At 44.7% G+C, this 22,418-nt stretch carries 19 protein-coding genes; all 19 read right to left on the bottom strand.

Annotation, left to right across the window (positions count from 1 at the left end):
- Nucleotides 1-27: 27 nt before the first annotated feature.
- The 19 genes from FRZ06_09745 to FRZ06_09835 all read right to left on the bottom strand — a co-directional run bounded on the left by FRZ06_09745 (nucleotide 28) and on the right by FRZ06_09835 (nucleotide 22,146).
- Complete coding sequence (locus FRZ06_09745; protein ID QOX63613.1) at nucleotides 28-1,380, bottom strand: NCS2 family permease; 1,353 nt, start codon at nucleotides 1,378-1,380, stop codon at nucleotides 28-30.
- A 199-nt stretch (nucleotides 1,381-1,579) separates the two neighbouring features.
- Nucleotides 1,580-2,239, bottom strand: coding sequence for a deoxyribose-phosphate aldolase (gene deoC / locus FRZ06_09750; GenBank protein ID QOX63614.1), 660 nt, complete (start codon nucleotides 2,237-2,239; stop codon nucleotides 1,580-1,582).
- Nucleotides 2,240-2,354: 115 nt separating this feature from the next.
- Nucleotides 2,355-2,927 (bottom strand): phosphate propanoyltransferase, encoded by a 573-nt coding sequence (locus tag FRZ06_09755; GenBank protein QOX63615.1) that lies wholly within the window; start codon nucleotides 2,925-2,927, stop codon nucleotides 2,355-2,357.
- A gap of 108 nt (nucleotides 2,928-3,035) precedes the next feature.
- Nucleotides 3,036-3,575, bottom strand: coding sequence for a hypoxanthine phosphoribosyltransferase (hpt, locus tag FRZ06_09760; GenBank protein QOX63616.1), 540 nt, complete (start codon nucleotides 3,573-3,575; stop codon nucleotides 3,036-3,038).
- 1 nt (nucleotide 3,576) lies between these two features.
- The gene (locus tag FRZ06_09765; GenBank protein QOX63617.1) at nucleotides 3,577-3,924 is read right to left on the bottom strand and encodes a DUF1232 domain-containing protein; all 348 of its coding nucleotides are present in this window, start codon (nucleotides 3,922-3,924) and stop codon (nucleotides 3,577-3,579) included.
- Between the two features lie 5 nt (nucleotides 3,925-3,929).
- Nucleotides 3,930-4,520: a YihA family ribosome biogenesis GTP-binding protein gene (locus tag FRZ06_09770; protein ID QOX63618.1), complete on the bottom strand. Its 591-nt coding sequence runs from the start codon at nucleotides 4,518-4,520 to the stop codon at nucleotides 3,930-3,932.
- The gene (gene lon, locus FRZ06_09775) at nucleotides 4,517-6,871 is read right to left on the bottom strand and encodes an endopeptidase La (protein ID QOX65891.1); all 2,355 of its coding nucleotides are present in this window, start codon (nucleotides 6,869-6,871) and stop codon (nucleotides 4,517-4,519) included. Before lon ends, FRZ06_09770 begins: the two co-directional genes overlap by 4 nt.
- A 273-nt stretch (nucleotides 6,872-7,144) precedes the next feature.
- Nucleotides 7,145-8,428 carry an ATP-dependent protease ATP-binding subunit ClpX gene (gene clpX, locus FRZ06_09780; GenBank protein ID QOX63619.1) on the bottom strand — a complete coding sequence of 428 codons (1,284 nt, stop codon included), beginning with the start codon at nucleotides 8,426-8,428 and terminating at the stop codon, nucleotides 7,145-7,147.
- 13 nt (nucleotides 8,429-8,441) lie between these two features.
- Nucleotides 8,442-9,026, bottom strand: a complete 585-nt coding sequence (clpP, locus tag FRZ06_09785; GenBank protein ID QOX63620.1) for an ATP-dependent Clp endopeptidase proteolytic subunit ClpP — start codon at nucleotides 9,024-9,026, stop codon at nucleotides 8,442-8,444.
- A 233-nt stretch (nucleotides 9,027-9,259) separates the two neighbouring features.
- Nucleotides 9,260-10,543 (bottom strand): trigger factor, encoded by a 1,284-nt coding sequence (locus FRZ06_09790; protein QOX63621.1) that lies wholly within the window; start codon nucleotides 10,541-10,543, stop codon nucleotides 9,260-9,262.
- A gap of 215 nt (nucleotides 10,544-10,758) precedes the next feature.
- Nucleotides 10,759-12,366: an L-lactate permease gene (locus FRZ06_09795; protein ID QOX63622.1), complete on the bottom strand. Its 1,608-nt coding sequence runs from the start codon at nucleotides 12,364-12,366 to the stop codon at nucleotides 10,759-10,761.
- 194 nt (nucleotides 12,367-12,560) lie between these two features.
- Nucleotides 12,561-13,193: a CYTH domain-containing protein gene (locus FRZ06_09800; protein QOX63623.1), complete on the bottom strand. Its 633-nt coding sequence runs from the start codon at nucleotides 13,191-13,193 to the stop codon at nucleotides 12,561-12,563.
- 267 nt (nucleotides 13,194-13,460) lie between these two features.
- Nucleotides 13,461-14,813 (bottom strand): aspartate aminotransferase family protein, encoded by a 1,353-nt coding sequence (locus FRZ06_09805; GenBank protein ID QOX63624.1) that lies wholly within the window; start codon nucleotides 14,811-14,813, stop codon nucleotides 13,461-13,463.
- Nucleotides 14,814-15,252: 439 nt separating this feature from the next.
- The gene (locus tag FRZ06_09810; GenBank protein QOX63625.1) at nucleotides 15,253-17,049 is read right to left on the bottom strand and encodes a PAS domain-containing protein; all 1,797 of its coding nucleotides are present in this window, start codon (nucleotides 17,047-17,049) and stop codon (nucleotides 15,253-15,255) included.
- A 118-nt stretch (nucleotides 17,050-17,167) separates the two neighbouring features.
- Nucleotides 17,168-17,785 (bottom strand): uridine kinase, encoded by a 618-nt coding sequence (locus FRZ06_09815; GenBank protein QOX63626.1) that lies wholly within the window; start codon nucleotides 17,783-17,785, stop codon nucleotides 17,168-17,170.
- 5 nt (nucleotides 17,786-17,790) lie between these two features.
- Complete coding sequence (locus tag FRZ06_09820) at nucleotides 17,791-19,440, bottom strand: MBL fold metallo-hydrolase (protein ID QOX63627.1); 1,650 nt, start codon at nucleotides 19,438-19,440, stop codon at nucleotides 17,791-17,793.
- Between the two features lie 330 nt (nucleotides 19,441-19,770).
- Nucleotides 19,771-20,493, bottom strand: coding sequence for an amino acid ABC transporter ATP-binding protein (locus FRZ06_09825; GenBank protein ID QOX63628.1), 723 nt, complete (start codon nucleotides 20,491-20,493; stop codon nucleotides 19,771-19,773).
- Nucleotides 20,477-21,151: an amino acid ABC transporter permease gene (locus FRZ06_09830; GenBank protein ID QOX63629.1), complete on the bottom strand. Its 675-nt coding sequence runs from the start codon at nucleotides 21,149-21,151 to the stop codon at nucleotides 20,477-20,479. The genes FRZ06_09825 and FRZ06_09830 overlap by 17 nt, the downstream gene beginning before the upstream one ends.
- 215 nt (nucleotides 21,152-21,366) lie before the next feature.
- Nucleotides 21,367-22,146, bottom strand: coding sequence for a basic amino acid ABC transporter substrate-binding protein (locus FRZ06_09835; GenBank protein ID QOX63630.1), 780 nt, complete (start codon nucleotides 22,144-22,146; stop codon nucleotides 21,367-21,369).
- Nucleotides 22,147-22,418: the final 272 nt, after the last annotated feature.

The raw sequence follows: 22,418 nt of genomic DNA on the forward strand, positions 1-22,418 counted from the left end.
CTTATTCTCAAGTTCAGCAATAGCTTCTTATCCAAGCATAAAATGAACGGCAAACAGTGCGGATAGAACATATAAAAACCAATGAACTTCTTTTCCCCTTCCCGTTAAGGCGGCCAACAAAACGTAGCTGATAAAACCAAAAGCCATACCGGAAGCAATTGAGAACGATAGTGGCATCATAATAATGGTAAGAATGCATGGAATCGCCTCTGAAACATCATTCCAGTTGATCTCGTTTAGGGAAGCGCACATCATGATGCCCACAATGATCAGTGCCGGTGCTGTGGCAGCAGAGGGAACGCTTAAAAACAGCGGTGAAAAAAAAGGAGCAATAAAGAAGCATAACGCCACGACCACGGCAGTCATTCCCGTTCTTCCTCCTGCATTGACGCCAGCTGCACTCTCCGCGTATGTTGTCGTGTTTGAAGTTCCAAGCAGTGCTCCGATGATGGTTCCGCATGAGTCAACGACCAGCGCTCTGCTTCCGTTCTTTAAATTTCCGCTCTCGTCGATCATTCCAGCACGGGAGGCAATTCCGACGAATCCACCGATGGTATCAAAGAAATCAATAAAAAACAATGAGAATATGGGCAGAAGCAACGAAAGCCTAAATGCACCCATCAGATCAAGCTGAAAAGCCACCGGTCCCAGCGACGGTATCTTATCAAAAATACCATAGGCGCCCGCATGAAATGCTGTCACAGGCGCTCCCGTTGCAGAATCCTGCACAAACAAGCCAAGAATGGTTGTGAAAATGATTCCGATGAGCAGATTTCCCGGAACTCTCCGGATAACCAACACTGCGGATAGCACCAGTCCAATCACCGCAAGCAGCACCTTAGGATTGGCCAGATTTCCAATTCCAAGGATTGTTGCCGCATCATCGGTCACGATCCCCCCGTTGGTGAGACCAATAAAGGTTATAAACAGCCCTACTCCCGCTGTGATAGCCGCTTTGAGGGAAGGTGGTATCACCTTGATAATCAGCTCTTTGATTTTTGTAAGCGTAACGATGAGTGCCAAACACCCGGAAAGAAAAACAACACCCAACGCCGTTTGCCACGTCAGCCCCATCACACCACAGAGGTAGTATGTAAACAGAGCATTCAGACCCATTCCCGGTGCCAGAGCGAAGGGATAATTCGCCAGAAGTCCCATTAGAAGTGTAGACGCACCCGCTGCAAGGCAGGTTGCCGTCAATACTGCCCCGTAGTCCAGTCCTGTCCCCGTTTCCGGCCCTGCAAGAACCATTGGGTTCACAATAATAATATAAGCCATGGTAACAAATGTAGTCAGCCCAGCAACGATTTCGGTACGCAAATTGGTTTTGTTCTCAGGAAAATTAAAAAAGGCAGAAATAATTCCTCGATTGTGTTCCATATTCTTCTCCAAATCTAATTGATAATTGTTTTCAAGGGATAATTTCATTATATCATGCGACGCTTTTTCTGATCATACAAAAAGCGCCTTGACATGGAGACTCACACATAAAGACCTACCGCGCGGCGAGAAGTCTACCAGAGAATGTCTATGACAGGCGCTTCATTTTTTTATTGCTAAGTAATGCTCATCAAAATCTTTAGTTCATGCTTTCCTTATAAATCTCAACAGATGCACTGGCGCCGATTCGGTCAGCACCTGCTTCAATCATTGCAAGAGTCTTTGCAAGATCTCTGATTCCACCGGAGGCCTTGACCTGCAGTTCATCCCCCACTGTTTTCTTCATCAATGCTACGTGATGAGCCGTAGCTCCGTCCTTAGAAAATCCCGTTGACGTTTTTACGAAGGCTGCTCCCGCTTCTTTGGCGAGTTCACAAGCCTTGACGATTTCTTCATCGGTCAGGAGACAGGTTTCCAGAATGACCTTTACGATCGCGTCAAATTCCATTGCCGCTGCCACGACTTCTGAAATATCCTTCTTAATATAGTCAAAACGCTTTTCCTTCAGTGCTCCTACATGGATGACCATATCAATTTCCTTTGCGCCCTCTCTGCAAGCCCATTCGGTTTCAAAGACCTTGGCTTCCGTACAGCAAGCTCCCAGAGGAAAGCCAACAACCGCCGCAACCTGAACAGAAGTCCCGTCCAGGAGCTTCTTTGCAAGGGGTACGTAGCAGGAATTAACACAAACAGCGAAAAAGTCATATTCTTTTGCTTCTTTGCACAGCTTCGTCACATCCGCCTCTGTTGCTTCTGGTTTCAGTACAGTATGATCAAAATATCGGTTTAACTTCTCCATTTTAATCTCCAATCCGCCGCCCAAGTCGGCAGCTCAAACAGGAATGAAAGGTCTTGCCTTTGCTTCCTTTCAAAGGTCTACTTGGCTTCAATCCGCCTTTCGAAAAGTCAGCGAACTATTTCAATATTTCTCCCAATGCACCGTTATTGAGCCCTGCTGCATTGCCTTCGTCGGTATCAAGATGGATTTCACTCTCATGGCCTTCTCCGGAGCGAACCAGTACATTATTAAATACAACGCCTCTCTCTCCGCCAAACTGAATGCTTACAATATCTTTATCCTTTACGCCTGCTTCAAGTGCTTGCGCAGGAGACAAGTGAATATGTCTCAGCGCAACGATGGCACCATAATCTAATTCCACTTCACCGGCAGGTCCAATCAATTTAATACCCGGTGTCCCTGAAAGTTTTCCCGATTCTCTCACCGGTGCGGTAATGCCGATAGCTCTTGCATCGGTCATTGCAAGCTCTACCTGGGTTTCAGGACGTGCGGGACCCAACACACGAACGCCTTTCAGAGTTCCCTTCGGACCAACGATATCAACCTTTTCCTCACAGGCAAACTGACCTGGCTGCTTCAGATCCTTTGTAGGAGTCAGTGTATGGCCTCTTCCGAATAATGTTTCAATGTCCTCACTCTTGAGATGAAGGTGTTTGTTGGATAATCCTACTTCTGCTTTATAACCCATTTTATTCTCCTTTCGTAGACACAATTTATATTTTTTTCCAAACAGTAACAAGATCAACCCCTAATGAAGATTTGATGCTCATCAGTGGCTGATCGGTGGTTTCTTTCGTTATATCTCGCAACCTTCCAGACAGGTTATGTATGGGAGGTTTCTGTATTTCTGATCGTAATCCAAGCCGTACCCTACAATAAATTTGTTTTCCACTTCAAATCCCGTATAGTCTGCCTTAATATCAGCTTCTCTACGCTCGGGCTTGTCCAGCAGAGTACAGATCTTCAATGTCTTCGGCATTCTTCCCATCAGATAATCCCTGAGGTAATGAAGCGTAATCCCAGAATCGATAATGTCTTCGACGATAATCACGTTCTGATCTTCAATACCGGTATCAAGGTCTTTTAGGATCCGTACGACACCCGAGCTCTTTGTAGATGCTCCGTAGCTTGTAACAGCCATAAAATCGATTTTTGTATCTACTGTAATTTCTCTGATCAGGTCACTCAAAAACAGTACCGCACCCTTCAGAATGCAAACTACCAGAATTTCTTCACCCTTAAAGTCCTCGGAAATCTGCTTTCCCAGCTCTTTGATCCGCTGCTTCAGCTGTTCCTCGGTGATCATGACCTCTCCAAATGTGCTTTGATTCTCCATTTTAACTGTGCTCCTCTTTCTTTTTTGCTTCTTTTTCAACTTCAAAGTCTACATCATCAATTATGTTCTTTCCTTTGAATTTCTGTGTGGGTTTCACCACTCCGGTAACGCCTCCCCAGTACTTATCCAGCTCATCCTTAAAATACCAGATGATAAACGTCCATAAAACGATATCATCCACGGCACCGAAAATAAGAATGGGTGCAGGGATTAGGTCAATCGGCGAAATCAGATAAAGGATCCCTGCCACGATGATAATTTTCTTGCGCAGCGGTACTCCTTTATCCTTCAAAAATGGCCAGATCGCCTTAATCCTTCTCATCAGAACCTGAAAGAATATAAATTGCATATCCGTTAAACCTCCTCTAAGAGACGATCCAACTCCTCAAGCAGCTTATCATAGCCCGTTCTCTTTAACGTCGAGACGGGGATGACCTTATCTTCCGGTGAAAGTCCCAGGGTTTTCCTGATTTCACCGACGCATTTCATCATTTCATTTCGGGAGATCTTATCAGCCTTTGTAGCGACGACGATACCGTCAAAGCCGTAATGCCTGAGCCACTGATACATCTGCACATCTTGTGCGGATGGGGTGTGACGGATATCAACGAGCTGTACTACCTTTAAAAGGCCTTCTCTGCCTGCAAGATATCCTTCGATCATTTCTCCCCAATTCTCCGTTACAGATTTGGAGACCTTGGCATATCCGTATCCAGGCAGGTCCACAATGCGAAACTCCTCATTGATTTCGTAGAAATTAATGGTTCTTGTCTTGCCGGGGCTACCGCTGACTCTCGCCAGATTCCTTCTGTTCACCAGCAGATTTAGCAGGGAAGATTTCCCTACATTTGAGCGCCCGGCAAAGGCGATCTCTTTTTTATCATCTTCGGGATACTGGTTCTTTTTGACCGCAGTTGCCACCAGCTCCGCTTTTTTTATAATCATTCTGCTTCTTTCTCATGATCCGAATTCTCCATGGGGGCGGAACCTTCGTTATCATTTTTTACCAGTGCATGATCCAGTGCTTCTTTTACATCGTGAATCAGTACAAACTCAAGCTTCTTTCTTACATTGGCGGGAATTTCTTCGATGTCTCGTTCATTTTCCGCAGGAAGTAATACTTTCTTGATCCCTGCTCTGTGAGCAGCAAGTACTTTTTCACGAATTCCACCTACCGGCAGAACCTTACCGCGCAGTGTGATTTCCCCAGTCATGGCCACATCCTTTCTCACCGGTGTATTGGTGAGGGTTGATATGATAGCGGTACACATGGTTACCCCTGCCGATGGTCCATCTTTTGGGGTTGCTCCTTCCGGGATATGGATATGAAGATCATTTTCCTTATAGAAATCCTCTTTGATCCCCAGTTCTTTGCCGATAGATCTGATATAGCTGACTCCTGCCTTGGCGGACTCTTGCATTACATCTCCCAGCTGACCGGTTAGAACCAGCTTTCCGTTGCCTGGGATCAGAGTGGTTTCAATGAACAGTGTATCACCGCCTACGATGGTCCACGCAAGTCCGGTTGTAACACCGATCTCGTTCTCTCCCTCTATGATGTCATATCGATATCGCTTCTTTCCCAGATAGGATTCAATGTTTCCTGCTGTAATCCGGAGTCTTGTGGCATCCTCTTCCACAATCTTTCTAGCAACCTTTCTGCAGAGATTGGCAACCTCCCGCTCCAGATTTCTAACACCTGATTCTCTGGTATAGTGATTGATAATGCTTCGAATCGTGCTCTCGGATATAGTAATGTTCTCTTCCTTCAAGCCATGTTCCTTGGTTTTCTTCGGTATGAGATACTTTTCAGCGATCTTCACCTTTTCTTCTTCTGTATAACCGGGAACATGGATCACTTCCATTCTGTCCAGCAAAGGTCTTGGAATGGTTTCCGTGGTATTGGCAGTCGTTATAAACATAACCTTGGAAAGATCAAATGGCACTTCCAGATAGTGATCAGCAAACTCCTTATTCTGCTCAGGGTCTAATACTTCAAGCAGTGCGGATGCGGGATCGCCTCTGAAATCAGCGCCGATCTTATCTACTTCGTCAAACAGGAATACAGGATTGTTGGTCCCCGCCTCTTTGATAGCAGACATAACTCTGCCGGGGATCGCTCCAATATAAGTTCTTCTATGTCCTCTGATTTCTGCTTCATCCCTGACACCGCCCAGCGACATTCTTACAAATTCTCTGTTAACGGCTCTTGCAATGGATCTTGCAACGGAGGTCTTACCGACACCAGGAGGCCCTACCAAACACAGAATGGGTCCCTTCATACTCTTGGAAAGCTTCATTACAGCAAGATATTCGAGGATACGATCCTTGACCTTCTCCAGCCCATAATGATCTTCATTGAGGGTCTTTTCAGCGAGTTTGATATCAATGGCTCCTTTGGATGCTTTATTCCATGGTAAACCTAGAATCCATTCAATATAGGTTCTGATGACGCCGCCTTCCGCAGAGGAAGGCTGTATTTTAGACAGTCTCTTGATCTCTTTTTCAACTTTTTCATTTACCTTGGGAGAAAGCTTCAGCTTCTTAAGCTGCTCCATCCAGGTGCCGATTTCATCTTCGATTGCCTCATCGTATCCCAGCTCCTCCTGAATGGCGCGCATTTGCTCCTTGAGGTAATATTCACGCTGAGTCTTATTGATCTGGCTTCTGACTTTTATATTGATATCCTGTTCAATGGTCAGGATCTCGATTTCCTTATTTAATATCTCATTGAGGATTTCAAGACGGTCTTCCGGATCGAATGCCTCCAAAATTCTCTGTTTTTCTTCAGTTTTAATTTCTAGATGGGATGTGATAACGTCTGCAAGCCTGCCTGGCTGATCTACAGAAGCAACTGACGGGAAAATGTCCTGGGAAACCTTTGGGTTTAAATCCAGATAGGTTTCAAAATTGCCCAGAGCGGAACGCATCAGTGCAACTACTCTGGAGGGCAGTTCATCAAACTCCCGTTCTTCAATCTTTTTCACTGCACATTTAAAGTAGGGGACTTCAAAAACCACTTCTTTGATCTCGCCTCTGCTGATACCTTCCACCAGGACTCTGATTGCATCTCCCGGCAGCTTAAGCATCTGCTTGATCTTTGCGATGGTTCCTATCTTATAGAAATCCTCGTGGGTGGGCAGATCTGTTTCCGCATCCTTCTGCGCAGACAAAAACACAAGTTGATTCATCATCATTGCTTTTTCCAGAGCACTGATGGATTTCTCTCTGCCAATATCAAAATGAAGCACCATATACGGAAAGATTGACAGACCTCTCAGAGGAATCATCGGCATGGTCTTTATGGAATTATCCTTGACGTCATCCTCTTCCTCAAGGATTTCAATTCCATCCTCAACTTCGTCCGCAATACTGCTGAGCGCTTCTGCGTCTTTCTTTTCTGTTGCCGCTTCCGGCTCTTCTATTTTTTTCTTTCTTGTTTTCTTTATTTTTTCTTCAGTCATATTACCCTCCTGTATCTTCTAATCCCCATATAACCCACATGATTGTTTTCGAGTAATAACAGACGATATTGTTATAAAGAGAAGGCGGCATTAACGCCGCCTGACTTACGATGCAGATTCCTCGCTCTTCTTGTTTCGTTTTGACTCAACAAGCACTAAAGCAGGTCCTGTGTTATAATCAATGGTTCCCTTGGTGATAATGCACTTTGTTATGTCTTCCCTTGACGGAAGCTCGAACATGATATCCGTCATAACGTGCTCCAGTATACTCCTGAGACCTCTTGCACCGGTTTTTCGTTCAATTGCTTTTTCTGCTACCCGAGTTATGGCATCATCCTCGATCTCCAATTCCACGCCATCCATCTGGAACAGTTTTTTATACTGCTTCAGAATCGCATTTTTCGGTTCCTTGATGATTCGAACCAAAGCTTCCTTGGTCAGCTCATCCAGCGTAACCATGACGGGGAGTCTGCCTATGAATTCTGGGATCAGCCCGTATTTCAGCAGATCCTCAGGCTGCACCTTTTTTAGAATTTCGGAAGCCTCAATCTTTGTTGCCTTAATATCAGCGTTAAAACCGATGGTTTTTTCTCCGATTCTTCTCTGTATAATTTTATCCAAGCCATCGAATGCACCTCCGCAGATGAAGAGCACATTGGTGGTATCAAACTGGATGAAATCCTGATGGGGATGTTTCCTTCCTCCCTGAGGCGGAACACTGGCAACAGTTCCTTCCAGAATCTTGAGGAGTGCCTGCTGCACGCCTTCTCCGCTCACATCTCTCGTTATGGATGGATTTTCAGATTTTCTCGCAATCTTATCAATTTCATCCACATAGATGATGCCGCGCTGTGCCTTTTCAATATCATAATCCGCCGCTTGAATCAATTTTAAGAGAATGTTCTCAACATCTTCTCCCACATAACCGGCCTCCGTCAAAGCGGTAGCATCGGCGATGGCAAAGGGTACGTCAAGGATCTTTGCAAGTGTTTGCGCCAGAAGCGTTTTCCCTGAGCCTGTGGGCCCGATCATGACAATGTTGCTCTTTTGAATCTCAATTCCGTCATTGTCGAGCTTGTTTAAGCTGTTCACTCTCTTATAGTGGTTATATACCGCTACCGCCAAGGCTTTTTTCGCATCATTCTGATCGATTACATAATCGGACAGGATGTTCGCGATTTCCTTTGGCTTGGGCAGCGTAAACTTTTCTGATCTGTGTTCCACATCATCAATGGAACTTGCAAACTCTTCTTTTATAATGTCCTGACAAAGCTCAATGCATTCATCGCAGATGTATACATTCGGCCCTGCCACAAGTCTTCTGACTTGATCCTGCGGTTTTCCGCAAAAGGAGCATTTCAATTGTTTTGTAGCATCATATTTACTCATAAGCCACCCCCCCTTACTCTCTGGATTTCATTACCTTGTCTATAATCCCGTATTCTACTGCTTCCTGAGCGCTCATAAAGTTATCGCGATCGGTATCTTTGGCAATACGTTCCAGGTTCTGACCGGTATTCTCACTTAGAATTTGATTCAACTTATCTCTTGTTTTCAAGATCCATTCCGCATGAATCTTAATATCCTCGGCCTGACCCCTGACGCCGCCAAGAGGCTGATGAATCATGATCTCGGAATTTGGCAGAGCGAATCGTTTGCCTTTTGCCCCTGAAGACAGCAGGAAGGCTCCCATGCTTGCCGCCATACCCATGCAAATCGTAGCCACATCAGGCTTGATATACTGCATCGTATCGTAAATTGCCAGACCGGCAGTTACGGAGCCGCCTGGACTGTTGATATAAAAGTTAATGTCCTTCTCAGAGTCCTCTGATTCCAGGAACAATAGCTGAGCAACGATAAGGCTTGCCGTATGTTCATCAACGGCATCCCCTAAAAATATAATCCTATCTTTGAGCAGTCTCGAATAGATGTCATAAGATCTCTCTCCTCTATTCGTCTGTTCAACTACCATTGGAACTAGTGTCATCTAAGTTTCCCCCCTTAATTATTGCACGTTGAAGCATTTGTGCCTTGTGCTTTCAGTCCGCATCATCTTGATTCAATTCCGCAGGCCGATGCAAGGGAATGAAAATCTGAAATGCTTAGTTCGATGGGAACTCTGATTTATTGTTAAAAGGCGCATGACCTGAATCAATCAGTATTTCCCTGGGTTGTTTCTGAAAACTGCAATGAGTTTTCAGAATACAACCTAATTATATATTACTCAACTATCGCATTTTCAAACATAAAATCAACGGCTTTTCTCATTTTAATATCTTTTGAAAGAAGTGCATAGTTATCGGCTTGCAGCATTTCCTTAAGTTTTTCAACTTCCATCTTATACTGTTCTGCCATAGCCTTCAGTTCTGTTTCCACTTCTTCATCGCTGGCCTCCAGCTTTTCAGCTTCTGCAACTGCTTCCACTACAAGTCTTGTCTTTACCTTCTTGAAAGCATCTGCTCTGAGTTCGTCTCTGAACTCCTTGGCATCCTTCTGAAGGTATTCAAAGTACTTTTCCAGGTCAAGTCCCTGATATCTTAACTGCTGGTCGAATTCTCTCATCATCTCGTCGATCTGCTCTTCTACCATGATCTCTGGGATGTCGATCTCATTGGCTTCATAAACCTTCTCCAGCACGGCGTTTTTCGTTTCATATTCAGCCTTGGAAACCGCAGCCTTTTCCAGTTTCTCTCTGGAATCGTTCTTCAGCTCTTCCAGTGTGTCAAATTCGCTTACATCTTTGGCAAACTCATCATTCAGCTCGGGTTTTTCCATTTCTTTGATCTCGTGAACCTTGCACTTAAAGATCGCGTCCTTGCCGGCAAGATCAGCGGAATGGTACTCTTCCGGGAACGTTACTTTTACTTCTCTTTCTTCGGATGCAACGGCGCCTACAAGCTGTTCTTCAAAGCCGGGGATGAAGGTGTTGCTTCCCAGTGACAGAGGCTGTCTTTCTGCTGTTCCGCCTTCAAACTGTTCTTCTCCGACGAAACCGGCATAATCAATCAGCACAGTATCACCATCCTGAGCGGGACGGTCAACAATTACCAACCTTGAATTTCTCTTCTGAAGTGTCTCAAGCTCTTTTTCTACGTCTTCTTCCGTTATATTGTGTTCAACTTTAGCAACCTTTACTCCCTTGTAATCCTTCACTTCGAATTCAGGTTTCACAGTAACTGTGATGGTCACTTTAAATCCCTGGCCCTTCTCAATTTTGTCAAACTCAGCGGAAGGTCTGTCGACGGGATCCAGATCCAGCGCATCCATAGCCTCCGGATATCCTTTTGAAAACATATTATTAATTGCATCTTCAAAAAATACATCTTCGCCATAACGAGCTTCGATGAGCTTTCTGGGTGCTTTTCCCTTGCGGAACCCATCAATAACGTATTTTCCCTTTGTTGCCTGGTATGCGTCGGTCACTGCTTTATCAAACTCATCAGCGGTGAATTCCATTGTGAATTTGACCTGGTTCTTTTCCTTCGAAATAAAAGTTGATATCATTTATTAAATCCTCCTAATAGTATAAGCACCGATAAGACCAATGGATACCCATTGGTCTGGAATTGCACAATGTGCGCATATAATTATACCGTCAATCCTTAATAATGTAAAGCATTAATTGGATTTCTGATTCCTGCCCTGATTTCACAAAAACAAATACAGCGGCGACTCATTGAAACAAATTGATCAAAAAGCCGCCGCTCTTATTGTTAGCGTTACGATACAATACCGGTAAACAGATAGAATGCCGCCAGGAGTGCCGTCACCGTCACCAGAATAATGGAAAATACGAAGGCCATGGGAATCACCTTTGTCTCTTCTCCGAATTTATCGATGGATGCCGCAGCATTTTGAAGCTTGGCAGGGGAGATTACACTTGCCAGGCCTCCGCCAAACGCAAGACCTCCGATGATCAGAATCATCGCCGGTGTGCTGAGCCCGAGGTTTTTGCTTGTAGCAAGTGCGTATTTTCCAAACATTCCAATGGTGGAAGCTTCACTCCCTGTGATAAATCCGCCCAGCAAGCCGATATATGGTACAACCACAACGTAGAATTGGTTAAAGGCTTTCGCAGAAGCATCAGCCAGAATCTGAATCATGCTGGGATGATCAAATGCCTGGGTCGCCATATTGAAGCCGGACATATTCATCACTTCTCCGATACTGAAAAATATAGCAGCAGCGAAGGCCGGCCTTGGTGCGCGCTTTGCCCACAGCTTAAAGGTGGTACTCAGCTGCTCCTTGGTGGGCTTCAAAATCGGAATGGAGAGGAATACGCTGACAAAAATCCAAGTATATGCATTCCATAAGAATCTTGTGGCGATGGGTGTGCCGTTGGCAGAGAGCCCATTAATGGGCATGGTGAATTCATAGTAAAAGAATTCGAACAGATTCTTGGGAAGATTCAGCGCAAGGATCAGCACAATCAGAATCACCCAAGGGCTTACCGCTTTCCAAAGCGGCATGGAAGCTTCGAGCTCAAGCTCTTCTTTTGTCAGCTTGCTTCTATCAATGATTTTCTTTCCTGTAAGCTTAAGATACGCAACCATAGCAAGAATCACCGCTGCTCCGCAGAACACACCGGTCAGCGGGACAAGGTTATCCATTCTGCTGGTAAGATATGCGACGACGGCAATGATAATGCCTGCGGTAATACATGGCAGAAATCCTTTTTTCACTCCGTTCCATCGGTCTGCGATCCACAGCATACAAAATCCGATCATGACTGCCGTAACTGGGACAAACAGGCAGAAAATCTCCGCGGCCATTCCCAGAGTAATCGGGGTTGCCGCTGGATCTCCGGCAAGAAGAAAACCGTTTACCACATCTACAAGAACGACGATAGGCGCTCCTAAAAGGGCATATGTACAAAGTGAGTCATATCCGATTGCCGGCAGTGCAATGGCACTGTAGGTCGTGTAACCAAGGGCTAGAAGAATTGGAGGAAGAAGGGATACCGGCGTTGCGCCCACCGATACCATCAGTGTTCCAAAACCAACATTGATCATGATGATCTGAATTGCCCGATTGTCAAGGGCGATGGTTTTTATAAATACAATAACCCGTCTCAATGCGCCCGATGTCTGCATCAGCGCCATCTGAAGCAATGATGCTGCAACGATCAGGGAGACAGCAAAAGATTTAATGAGTCCTGCAGCACTTGAGCGGACGATCACTTCCAAACTCGTGCCAAAAAAAAGAAATGCAAGTATGGATACTGAAATCCACCCTGCTACGCCTGTTATATCTGCGGGCTTTTTCCAGATTAATAGCATTGCTAAAATCACAAGGATCGGCAGCACAGAAATAAATAAAGATACCATATATTACCTTCCTTTCAGGAACATCTGCCTCAATCCGAGACGGTTCCTAAGCTACTTGCGCGCGTTCTGCGCGCACCCTACGGAAGCTATTATATAATATCTTTAAACTGTTTTCAAATAATTCTTTAAACCGATTAGTTATAATAATTAGAATGATTAAAAATGCGTTTCAATTTGAATTCTTAGGGATCATGTTAAAGTTCATGCTCCTCAAGCAGCGACAGCCCCCTTGCATATTTGCTTCTGTCCTCGGGAATCAATTGATATTTTTCTGCCAGCAGTTCTCCCATTTTTTTAATATCTTCCTGATCACCGCTAAACAATTCGATCTCAAGCTCACAAATCGGCGTGGTACCATAATCGGTCACAATTTCACCTTCATCGATGGCAACCTCACAAATGCTCTTTCCGGTGTCAACCCGAAGTCTGCTCCGTAAGAATCTTGTCTCCAGCAAGCTGTTCAGAGGTTTCCCGTTGAGCAACGCAATCATGTCACGGCCGATATCGCTCTCTTTGAAGATCTCAGGATTGGGGAGAATAAAGCAAGCTTCATCCTTCACCGGTACGTTGATTTCTTCTCTTGTGTGCAAACCGTCCTCGCTTGCACCTTTCCATTTTAAAGATGCGACGATACGGGGGCCCTCCATGCGCACGCGGAATGCGATGTCATTTTTAGAAAGGATATGATCATCGGTATCAAAATAAGCCGCCTTCATGTAAACCTTTTCTCTGGAGTCCTTTTCCTCGATGCCGGAAAGATACTCATCTTCCCAAATGTTTCTGGCGATTTCCCTATCCCCTATGACATACTTCATTTCTATTTCCATATCTGTCTTCCTTACTTCCCTAGCACCGCCCGAAATTAAGCTTCAAAACGATGCTATCATCAGGGCTATATTATCATGAAGTCATAGCATCAGGTGTTTTGCCTTGTCAATTGATGCTATTGTTTAAATATAGTAACATATCCAATTTAAAAATTCAACTTAAAAAGATGTCTTGAAATTCCAATCCCAAGACACAAAAAGTACCGTACATGAGACGATGCTATATACGGTACTTCTGGTACTTTATCGCAACACGATCTAGTACTTTTATTTCAAGCAGGTTTCAATCGCTTTTTCATAAATTTCAAGTCCTGCTTCCAGCTGTGCATCTGTTACACACAGCGGGCAAAGGAAGCGGATTACGTTACCGTAGGTTCCGGCGCTTTCCAGCAGCAGTCCGTGCTGAACCGCTTCGTTTACGATCGCGTTCACCAAGTCTGTATTCGGTTTCTTGGATGCTTTATCCGTAACGAATTCAACACCCATCATCGCGCCAACGCCTCTAACGTCGCCGATAATATCATATTTATCTTTCCATTCATTGAATTTCGCCATGCACTTTTCAGCAATCTTCAGGGCTTTTCCTGGATAGTCTTCCCGTTCCATCACTTCGATGACCTTAAGAGCGGAAGCGCATGCAACAGGATTTCCGCAGTAAGTTCCGCCAATGGTTCCGGGTGTAACGGCGTCCATGATCTCTGTTCTGGCAGTTACAGCGGAGATGGGCAGCCCGCCGGCGATGGATTTTGCACTGGTCATGATATCAGGCGCACATCCTGCTTCTTTAAAGTATTCTGATGCAAACATTCTTCCCGATCTGGCAAATCCAGTCTGCACTTCGTCTGTAATCATCATAATACCGTGTTTGTCACAGATTGCTCTGACAGCTTTTACCCATTCAATAGGAGCCGGCACAAAGCCTCCTTCGCCCTGAACAGGTTCAAATACGATGGCTGCAACATGCTGCGGCGGAGTTGCTTCAACAAACAGCTCTTCCAGCTTTCCGATATAATAAGCAACTGCTTCTGCTTCGGACATTCCGGCAGGTCTTCTATAGACATTGGGGAACTCTGCTCTGTAAACGCCGTCAGGGAAAGGTCCCATTCCGATGGCATACGCCTTTTTCGCTGTCATGGTCATGGTCATGAGTGTCCGTCCATGGAAGGCACCTGTGAATACGATGACATTCGGTCTTCCAGTGTAGCCTTTGGCGATCTTCACAGCATTTTCATCTGCTTCTGCACCACTGTTTACAAACATTGTCTTCTTGTCATCTCCTTTAACAGGGACGATACTATTCATCTTTTCAGCAAGCTCTATGTATCTTTCATGAGTGGTGATATTCATCATGGCATGGAAATATTTTTCACTCTGAGTTTTTACTGCATCGATCAATTCAGGATTGCTGTAGCCGATATTGAGTACACCTACTCCTCCGATCCAGTCAAGGAAGACATTTCCATCAACATCCTCAAACATTGCGCCTTCTCCTCGTGCGATAACACATGGATATCCGCAGCGGATCGCATTGGGCATTGCCTTCGCTCTCCTGTCGATGATCTCCTTTGCCTTTGGTCCCGGTAATGGTGTTGCGACTTTAGGTAATGCATCTCTTAACATTTTAATATCCTCCTTTATCTTATCCTGTCCGGCTCTCGCCACTGACAAAATTCAGGGAAGCACTGAATCAGTGTTTCCTTACACTGGAAAATCCCGAAACCTGATTCGGAGATTTTCGTTGTTATTCCACACACTGCTTCCCGCAGCGTGTGCTGAATCAATGAATCGATGGACTACTACTCCATAAAACAGTCCGCCGACATCGGCCTTGGCTGTTACGCGCCTGCATAAAGCACCCGGCTGTAACTCAACGGCATAAAACCAACGCTATCTTAACAGCATACAAAATTCATGCCGAATCATTCAAATTTTTAACAAAATGATTATTTTTAGAATTATTGAAATTTCAATGTTCTTTCATACGTCATACGACAAGTCAATTCCCAGTCTCTATCATACAGGAACTATTTTTCTCATGATTGAGAAATTTAGTGCTGATTTAATTGATATCCAGTTCAGAAAGCTTCCGATACAAGGTTGCTCTGCTTAAGCCCAGATCCTTTGCCACAAGATCCTTAGCATTGCTGCTTCCCGAATACTTTTTCAGCTTCCTGGTGATGATTTCCTTCTCATAGAACTTCACCTGCTCACTGAGCGGAAGATCGCTCTCCTCAATATGAATGGTGTTGGCGTCATTTTTCAGGAGGCGGCTGGGAATGGCATCGATGCCGATCTTGTCACCAAAGGCCATATTGGTTCCGTATTCGATTGCATTCTCAAGCTCACGGACATTGCCGGGCCAGTCGTATGCTTCATAGATGTACTCCACTTCTTCAGTGAAGCCAATAATCTTTTTATTCATAAAGGTATTGTATTTATTCAAGAAGTGATACATTAGCGGCTTGATATCCGTCCTGCGTCCTCGCAGAGGAGGTATGGTCAGCGGGATAACGCTCAGTCTGTAATAGAGATCCTCCCGGAAGGTGCCATCCTTGATCATGGTTTCCAGATCCTTATTGGTTGCCGCAACGACACGTACATCCACGATAATGACCTTGTTGCCGCCCACTCGTTCAAACCGCATATTCTGAAGGACATGCAGCAGCTTTACCTGAAGGTGAAGGGGCATATCTCCGATCTCATCTAAAAAGATGGTTCCGCCGTTGGCCAGTTCAAATTTCCCGAACTTCCCCTTTTCATTGGCTCCAGTGAAAGCACCCTTTTCATAACCAAAGAGCTCGCTTTCCAGCAGATTTTCAGGAATGGCACCGCAATTAACCGTGACAAAGGGCCCCTTCGCTCTGGAACTGGAATAATGGATGGCTTTTGCAAACATTTCCTTTCCCGTTCCGCTCTCTCCCGTTATGAGCACGGTCGAATTTCCTCTGGCCGTCAGAAGCGCCTGGTTTTTCGCACGCCGTATGGCCTCACTTTCACCCATAATATCATCAAATGTATATTTCAGTGCTCTGGTATTAATGTTATAAACGAGCTTTTGGGCTTCCTCAATATCGCGAAAGGAAATAACCACTCCGGCAACATCCCTCTCGGAAAAATACGGTTTTGCAGTAACAATAAAGTGATAGCTTCCCCGTTCGCTGTTATAGACTTCTTCATTTTCCGTATAGCCGGTACCTGATCTCAAAACTTCAAGGGCGGGTGTTCCTCGCATAAATTTGCTGATATGGCTTCCCACAATATCATTCTTCGTCGTCTTGAACAATTCCTCCGCCATGCTGTTGCAATGCCGGATATAACCCCTGCTGTCGATGGCAAAGATTCCCTCGTGGGTAGTTTCCAGGACAGTGGCCATCTCGCTCATACTAAGTTCAACATGATTCAGCGCCTTCTTCTGCATGGCTTTTGCGCCAAGTAGATCCGCCATTTTTTCCACAAAAGAAACCATGCTTCTGTTCTTGTCAAGCAGGATCGCTCTCTGTTTCTCGTTTAATGCTACCAGTCCGATGATACCGATAATCTGATCTGAAACCTTAATCGGTGTGCAGATTTCCGCAAGCTCATAGCTTCCAAAGGCATCCACTGAGGTTCCGTAATTTTGATCACTTTGGGCATCTGCAATATTCATGGTCATACCTGTCCGTAAAACCCTGGCATACAGATAATTCCCGTCTATTTCTCCCGCCTCTTCCTTTTCTCCGATTCTCTGCGCATAGACTGATGTCCCTCCCACGATCGTCAGCTGATTGTCTACGATTTCGACCTCAACTCCAACAGCAATGGCAATTGCCTCTGCTACCTGCTGTACACTTGGCGCGATTTCTTTCAGTAAAGACATCTTTTCCCCCTTAATTCACAAAGAAATTACTCTCAAATAGAATTATACCAAAAAATTTTCTTAAGCAAAACAAAATTGAGACATTTTTCTTATTTTTAATACAGGAGCTGTGTGGTCTTTACATCCGCAGCAATGCCTTAATACGGTCGTTCAGCATTTGTAGCGCTACGATATTGTATCCACCCTCTGGAATGATAATATCCGCCTTCTTTTTACTAGGCTCAACAAATTCCTCATGCATGAGCTTCACTGTGGTCAGATACTGATTGATGACGGAATCAAGGCTGCGTCCTCGCTCCCTCACGTCTCTCATAATTCTTCTAATGATCCTCACATCAGGATCGGTATCAATAAAGACCTTAATATCCAGCAGGTCCAGCAATTCTTTGTGTTCAAAGATAAGTATCCCTTCAACAATGATCACCTTTGCAGGCTCTACCCCCACAGTTTCATCCCTGCGGTCATGAATGACAAAGTCGTAAACAGGACGCTCAACAGAGCGCCCTTCCTTAAGTTCTTTGAGATGTTCCACCATAAGATCTGTTTCAAACGCATCCGGATGATCGTAATTCAATTTTTCTCTCTCTTCAAAGGGGAGATGGCTGCACTTCTTATAATAGAAATCATGGCTCAATATGGTAATTTCATTATTGAACTCTTTTTTAATCCGTTTTATCATTGTGGTTTTTCCGGAGCCTGTACCTCCGGCGATTCCGATCACGATAATCTCTGCCATTGTTCTTAAGCCTCTTTCGTCGCAATTGTTGTTCCCAGCTTGATAGAGTTCTTTTCCAATTCAATCAAGCTGTTTGAAATTTCATTGATTCGTTCTTGTGTTGTATTTTGATCCACCGCAAGGTGGGTATTATATAATATTGTTTCCAATTCATCCCGCAATTTAGACAGCTGACTTTTCACCTTGTCGAGCTGATCTTCTGTTGCAATGAGATTTCGTGTGTCTTCCACGCTCAGCACCGTATCAAGCTCCAGATCGTACTCTGATACATCCTCGATGGCGGTACAGTCAAAGCCTAAGGTCTGTTTTACAGTATAGGCAAAGTTTTTCTTGGACATTTCCTCGCCATGAACCAAAAATACCCGTTTCGGTGGTTTTACAAAGCCAGAAAGCCATTCCAGCAATCCGTCTCTGTCAGCGTGCCCGGAGAATCCTTCCAGATTATGGATCTCAGCATTGATGTGAATCTTCTCTCCGAAGATGGTCACATCTTTGTCCCCGTTTACAATGGATCTGCCTAAAGTGCCTTCCGCCTGGTAGCCCACAAAGACAATACTGTTCTTTGGATTCCACAAATTATGCTTTAGGTGATGTTTGATCCTGCCTGCATCGCACATGCCGCTGGCTGAGATGATGATCTTTGGATCGGGATTGAAGTTCAATTGGCGTGATTCGTCACTTGTTCGGGTAAATACCAGATTTTTAAAATCGAGAGGGTTATCCCCTTTCAATATGTATTCCCTTGTCTCATCATCAAAGACCTGTGCATTTCTTCGGAATATTTCCGTTGCACTGGTGGCAAGCGGACTGTCCACATATACCATGAGCTTGTCCAGCTCATGTTTGAATTCCTGATGCTCCTCATAAAATATATTCAGTTGATAAATTAGTTCCTGTGTTCGTCCTACCGCAAAGGATGGAATAATGACACTTCCTCCACGCCTTGTTGTGTTTAATATAATCTCAAAAAACTTTTCCAGGCTTTCTCCGCTGGACTCGTGAACACGATCTCCGTAGGTGGCTTCCATAATCAAGAAATCTGCTTCCTCGATGGTTTCCGGATCCCTCAGAATGGGCCTGTTCTTCACACCCAAATCTCCGGAGAAAACTAGTTTTGTAACATGCTCCCCTTCTCTGATCCAAAGCTCTACAATGGAGGAGCCCAGAATATGTCCCGCATCGCGAAAGCGCACCTGAATATCCGGATTGATTTCATAAAGCTGTCCATATAGCACCGGCTCGAGATTTTTTGCAGCATCCGCTGCGTCCTGGAAGGTATACAAAGGCTCTACGAAAGGCTTACCGGAGCGTTCTGCTTTTCGATTGGTCCATTCGGCTTCCTTTTCATGGATATATCCGCTGTCCTTCAGCATGATCTCGACCAGATCAGCCGTTGCATCGGTGCAATAGATTTTTCCGGAATATCCTCTCTTTGTTAGTAGCGGTATTCTTCCGCTGTGGTCGATATGAGAATGACTCAGGATCATGAAATCAATTTCCGAAGGTTGAAAACCAAAGTCCATTGCGTTTAATTCTTCAAGGGCTTTGCTTCCCTGAAACTGTCCGCAATCAAGCAGTATTTTATACTGATCTGTCGTAATAAGATGGCAGGTACCGGTAACAGACATTGCTGCTCCTAAAAATTTAACTTTCATCGTTGTCCTCCTCTTATGTAACTTGTTGCTTTCATGGCAGCCCGCCTGCAATCTGCGGCAGTCTTTTTATCCATTATACATCCAGAAAGAAAAAAACAAAATAGGAATCAAATAAAATAAGTGGCTACGCCACTTCCGCTTCAGTTCGCGAGCTGAGCACCCTCCTTTATCGGCGAGGGGTGCCCCCTCTGCACTCCCCATTTTATCTAACAGGAAATGATATTTCCTACTAGATAAAATAACGCTGCACAGGGTCTCCCGTATGCAGCGCTTGTTTCTTGCCTTATTAATTTTTCAATCAAGTGTGTTCTGGCCTCAGCCAGTCGGAAACTAAAGCACCTTGCTTAAAAAGTTTTTTGTTCTTTCGTTTTGCGGATTTCCGAAAATTTCTTCTGGTGTACCCTGTTCGACAATCATGCCTTCATCCATAAAGAGAACGCGATCGGCAACTTCTTTCGCAAAGCCCATTTCATGGGTGACGATGACCATGGTCATGCCGCGGTGTGCAAGATCCTTCATTACCTGAAGCACCTCTCCGACCATCTCAGGATCCAATGCAGATGTCGGCTCATCAAAGAGCATGATTTCAGGCTTCATTGCAAGAGCCCTTGCAATGGCAGCACGCTGCTTTTGACCACCGGAAAGAGATGCAGGAAAAACGCCTGCCTTATCCTGCAGCCCAACCATCTGAAGCAGTTCTGCACCAGATTTTTCTGCTTCTGCCTTCGAAATTTTGTTGACACGAATCGGACTGATCGTGATGTTTTCAAGGGTTGTCATATGGGGGAACAGGTTAAAATTCTGAAAGACCATGCCTAACTTTTTTCTGATCTTATTGATGTCCACATCCTTTTTATTGATCTGCTCACCATCGATATAAATCTCACCGGAGGTGGGTGTCTCCAGTAGATTGATGCATCTTAAAAACGTACTCTTGCCGGAACCGGAGGGTCCGATAACGCAGACTACTTCATTCTCGCGGATGGTTTCTGTGATTCCTCGTAGAACCTTTAATTTGCCGAATTCTTTTGTGAGATTATTTACTTCGATCACTTTGCGCCATCCTCCTTTCCATATATGCCACCAAACGTGACAGGGGAATTGTTATGCTCAGATATACGACGGCGGTTCCTAAATATGCCGGCCAAAACTCAAAGGATTGGGAAGCCCAAAGCATACTCTTTCGGGTTACCTCTACGACAGCAATAATACTTAAAACCGCAGTTTCCTTCAGCAGAGAGATAAACTCATTTCCAAGAGCTGGCAGGATGATCCGGAACGCCTGGGGAACGATAATAAACCGCATTGCTTGAACATGGTTCATCCCCAAAGACCTGGCAGCTTCCATTTGACCTTTGTCCACCGCCTGAAGCCCGCTCCTGATGATCTCCGCCACATAGGCCGAGCTATTGATTCCGCACACGAGAATTGAGGCCAGGACAGCATCATCCCATCGGAAGGCAATCCCATAACTTTGCAAAAGCGCCGGAAATCCCAAATAGATGATCAATGCCTGAACAACAAGAGGGGTTCCTCTCAATAATTCCACATACACCGAAAATACTACCCTCACCGGCTTCAAAGAAGACATTTTTCCAAGAGCTACGATGAGCCCCAGCGCAACGCCGATCAGAACTGCAGAAATCGTGATCTGAAGGGTCACGGCGATTCCGCTGTATGCAATTTGTAATCCTTTTAAATAGATACCCAAACTGTTACTCCTTAAATTAAATTCCTACTAAAGCGCTGAATGAATCAGCGTTTCCTAAATCAAATCCGGCGCCGAAGGCCGGTGTTTCTTACTTATTATTTCTTACTTCTGACTTCTTCCTTATTCTTTTTCGAATCACTTTAAATTGAGAATTGAAAAGTTTGCCCGTAGGCAAACTCTTCGCAGATTATTTCTATAATCGGGTTTCTCCCGGCTTATTCAAACCACTTTGCATAGATTTCGTCGAATTTACCGTTATCTTTCAGATTCTGCATTCCGGCGTTGATCTTATCGAGCAATTCCTGGTTGCCCTTCTTCACCGCATAGCCATAAGACTCCGCGTTCAGTACATCACCAACGATCTCGATCGTTCCAGGCTTTGAATCCATATAGGCTTTGGTAACAGGAAGGTCATTGATCAATGCGGCAATCGTGCCATTCTGAAGATCCATAACGGCTACATCAAGCCCGTTGTATATCTTCGCTTCACTGATCTTTCCCGCTTCAAAGAGCTCAGTTGCAAGATCTGCTCCTGTCGTTCCGATCTGGCCGCCCACCTTCATATCCTTGGTCAGGTCGTCAATGCTCTTAATTTCTGTATTTCCGGCTTTGATGGCTACCACAAGACCGGAATCATAATAGGTAGTGGAAAAGTCTACCTTTTCTCTTCTTTCCTCACTGGCGTTCATGCCTGATGCGATGATGTCAATATTTCCTGCTTCAAGTGCAGGGATCAGACCATCAAATCCCATGTTAACCCATTCCAGCTTGAAACCCTGATCTTCTGCAATGGCATTCATCATATCAACGTCAAAGCCTGCAAGTTCCTGTGTTTCCTCATCAATGGTATCAAATGGCGGGAATGTGGGTTCCATAGCCACTTTGTATGTAGGTGCATCGCCGCCTTCGGCCGCTGGTTCTTTTCCTCCGCAGGCTGCGAAAGACAGCGCCACAGCAATCACGAGCAATATTGCAACTATTTTTTTCTTCTCCATAATTTGTTCCTTCTTTCTCTCCTCATTTCATCAGCACGTTCCGATGTATAACCTTGATTCGATTGTTGCCTGATGATTTATTTTTCAACGCAAATGGTTAACATGTGAATAATTATACATTATTCACGATATTTATTCAAGTATTTTTTCAAATTGCTTTATGATAAATTACTCTGCAATTAATTTCTTTTTTCTGATTGCATTTTTCGTATGGAATATGTTATAGACCGACACCGATAGATTCTATCAAAAGAAATGCATCTTGTCTCTGT

The sequence above is a fragment of the Clostridiales bacterium genome (assembly GCA_015243575.1).
GTDB classification, from domain to species: Bacteria; Bacillota; Clostridia; order Peptostreptococcales; family Anaerovoracaceae; genus Anoxybacterium; species Anoxybacterium hadale.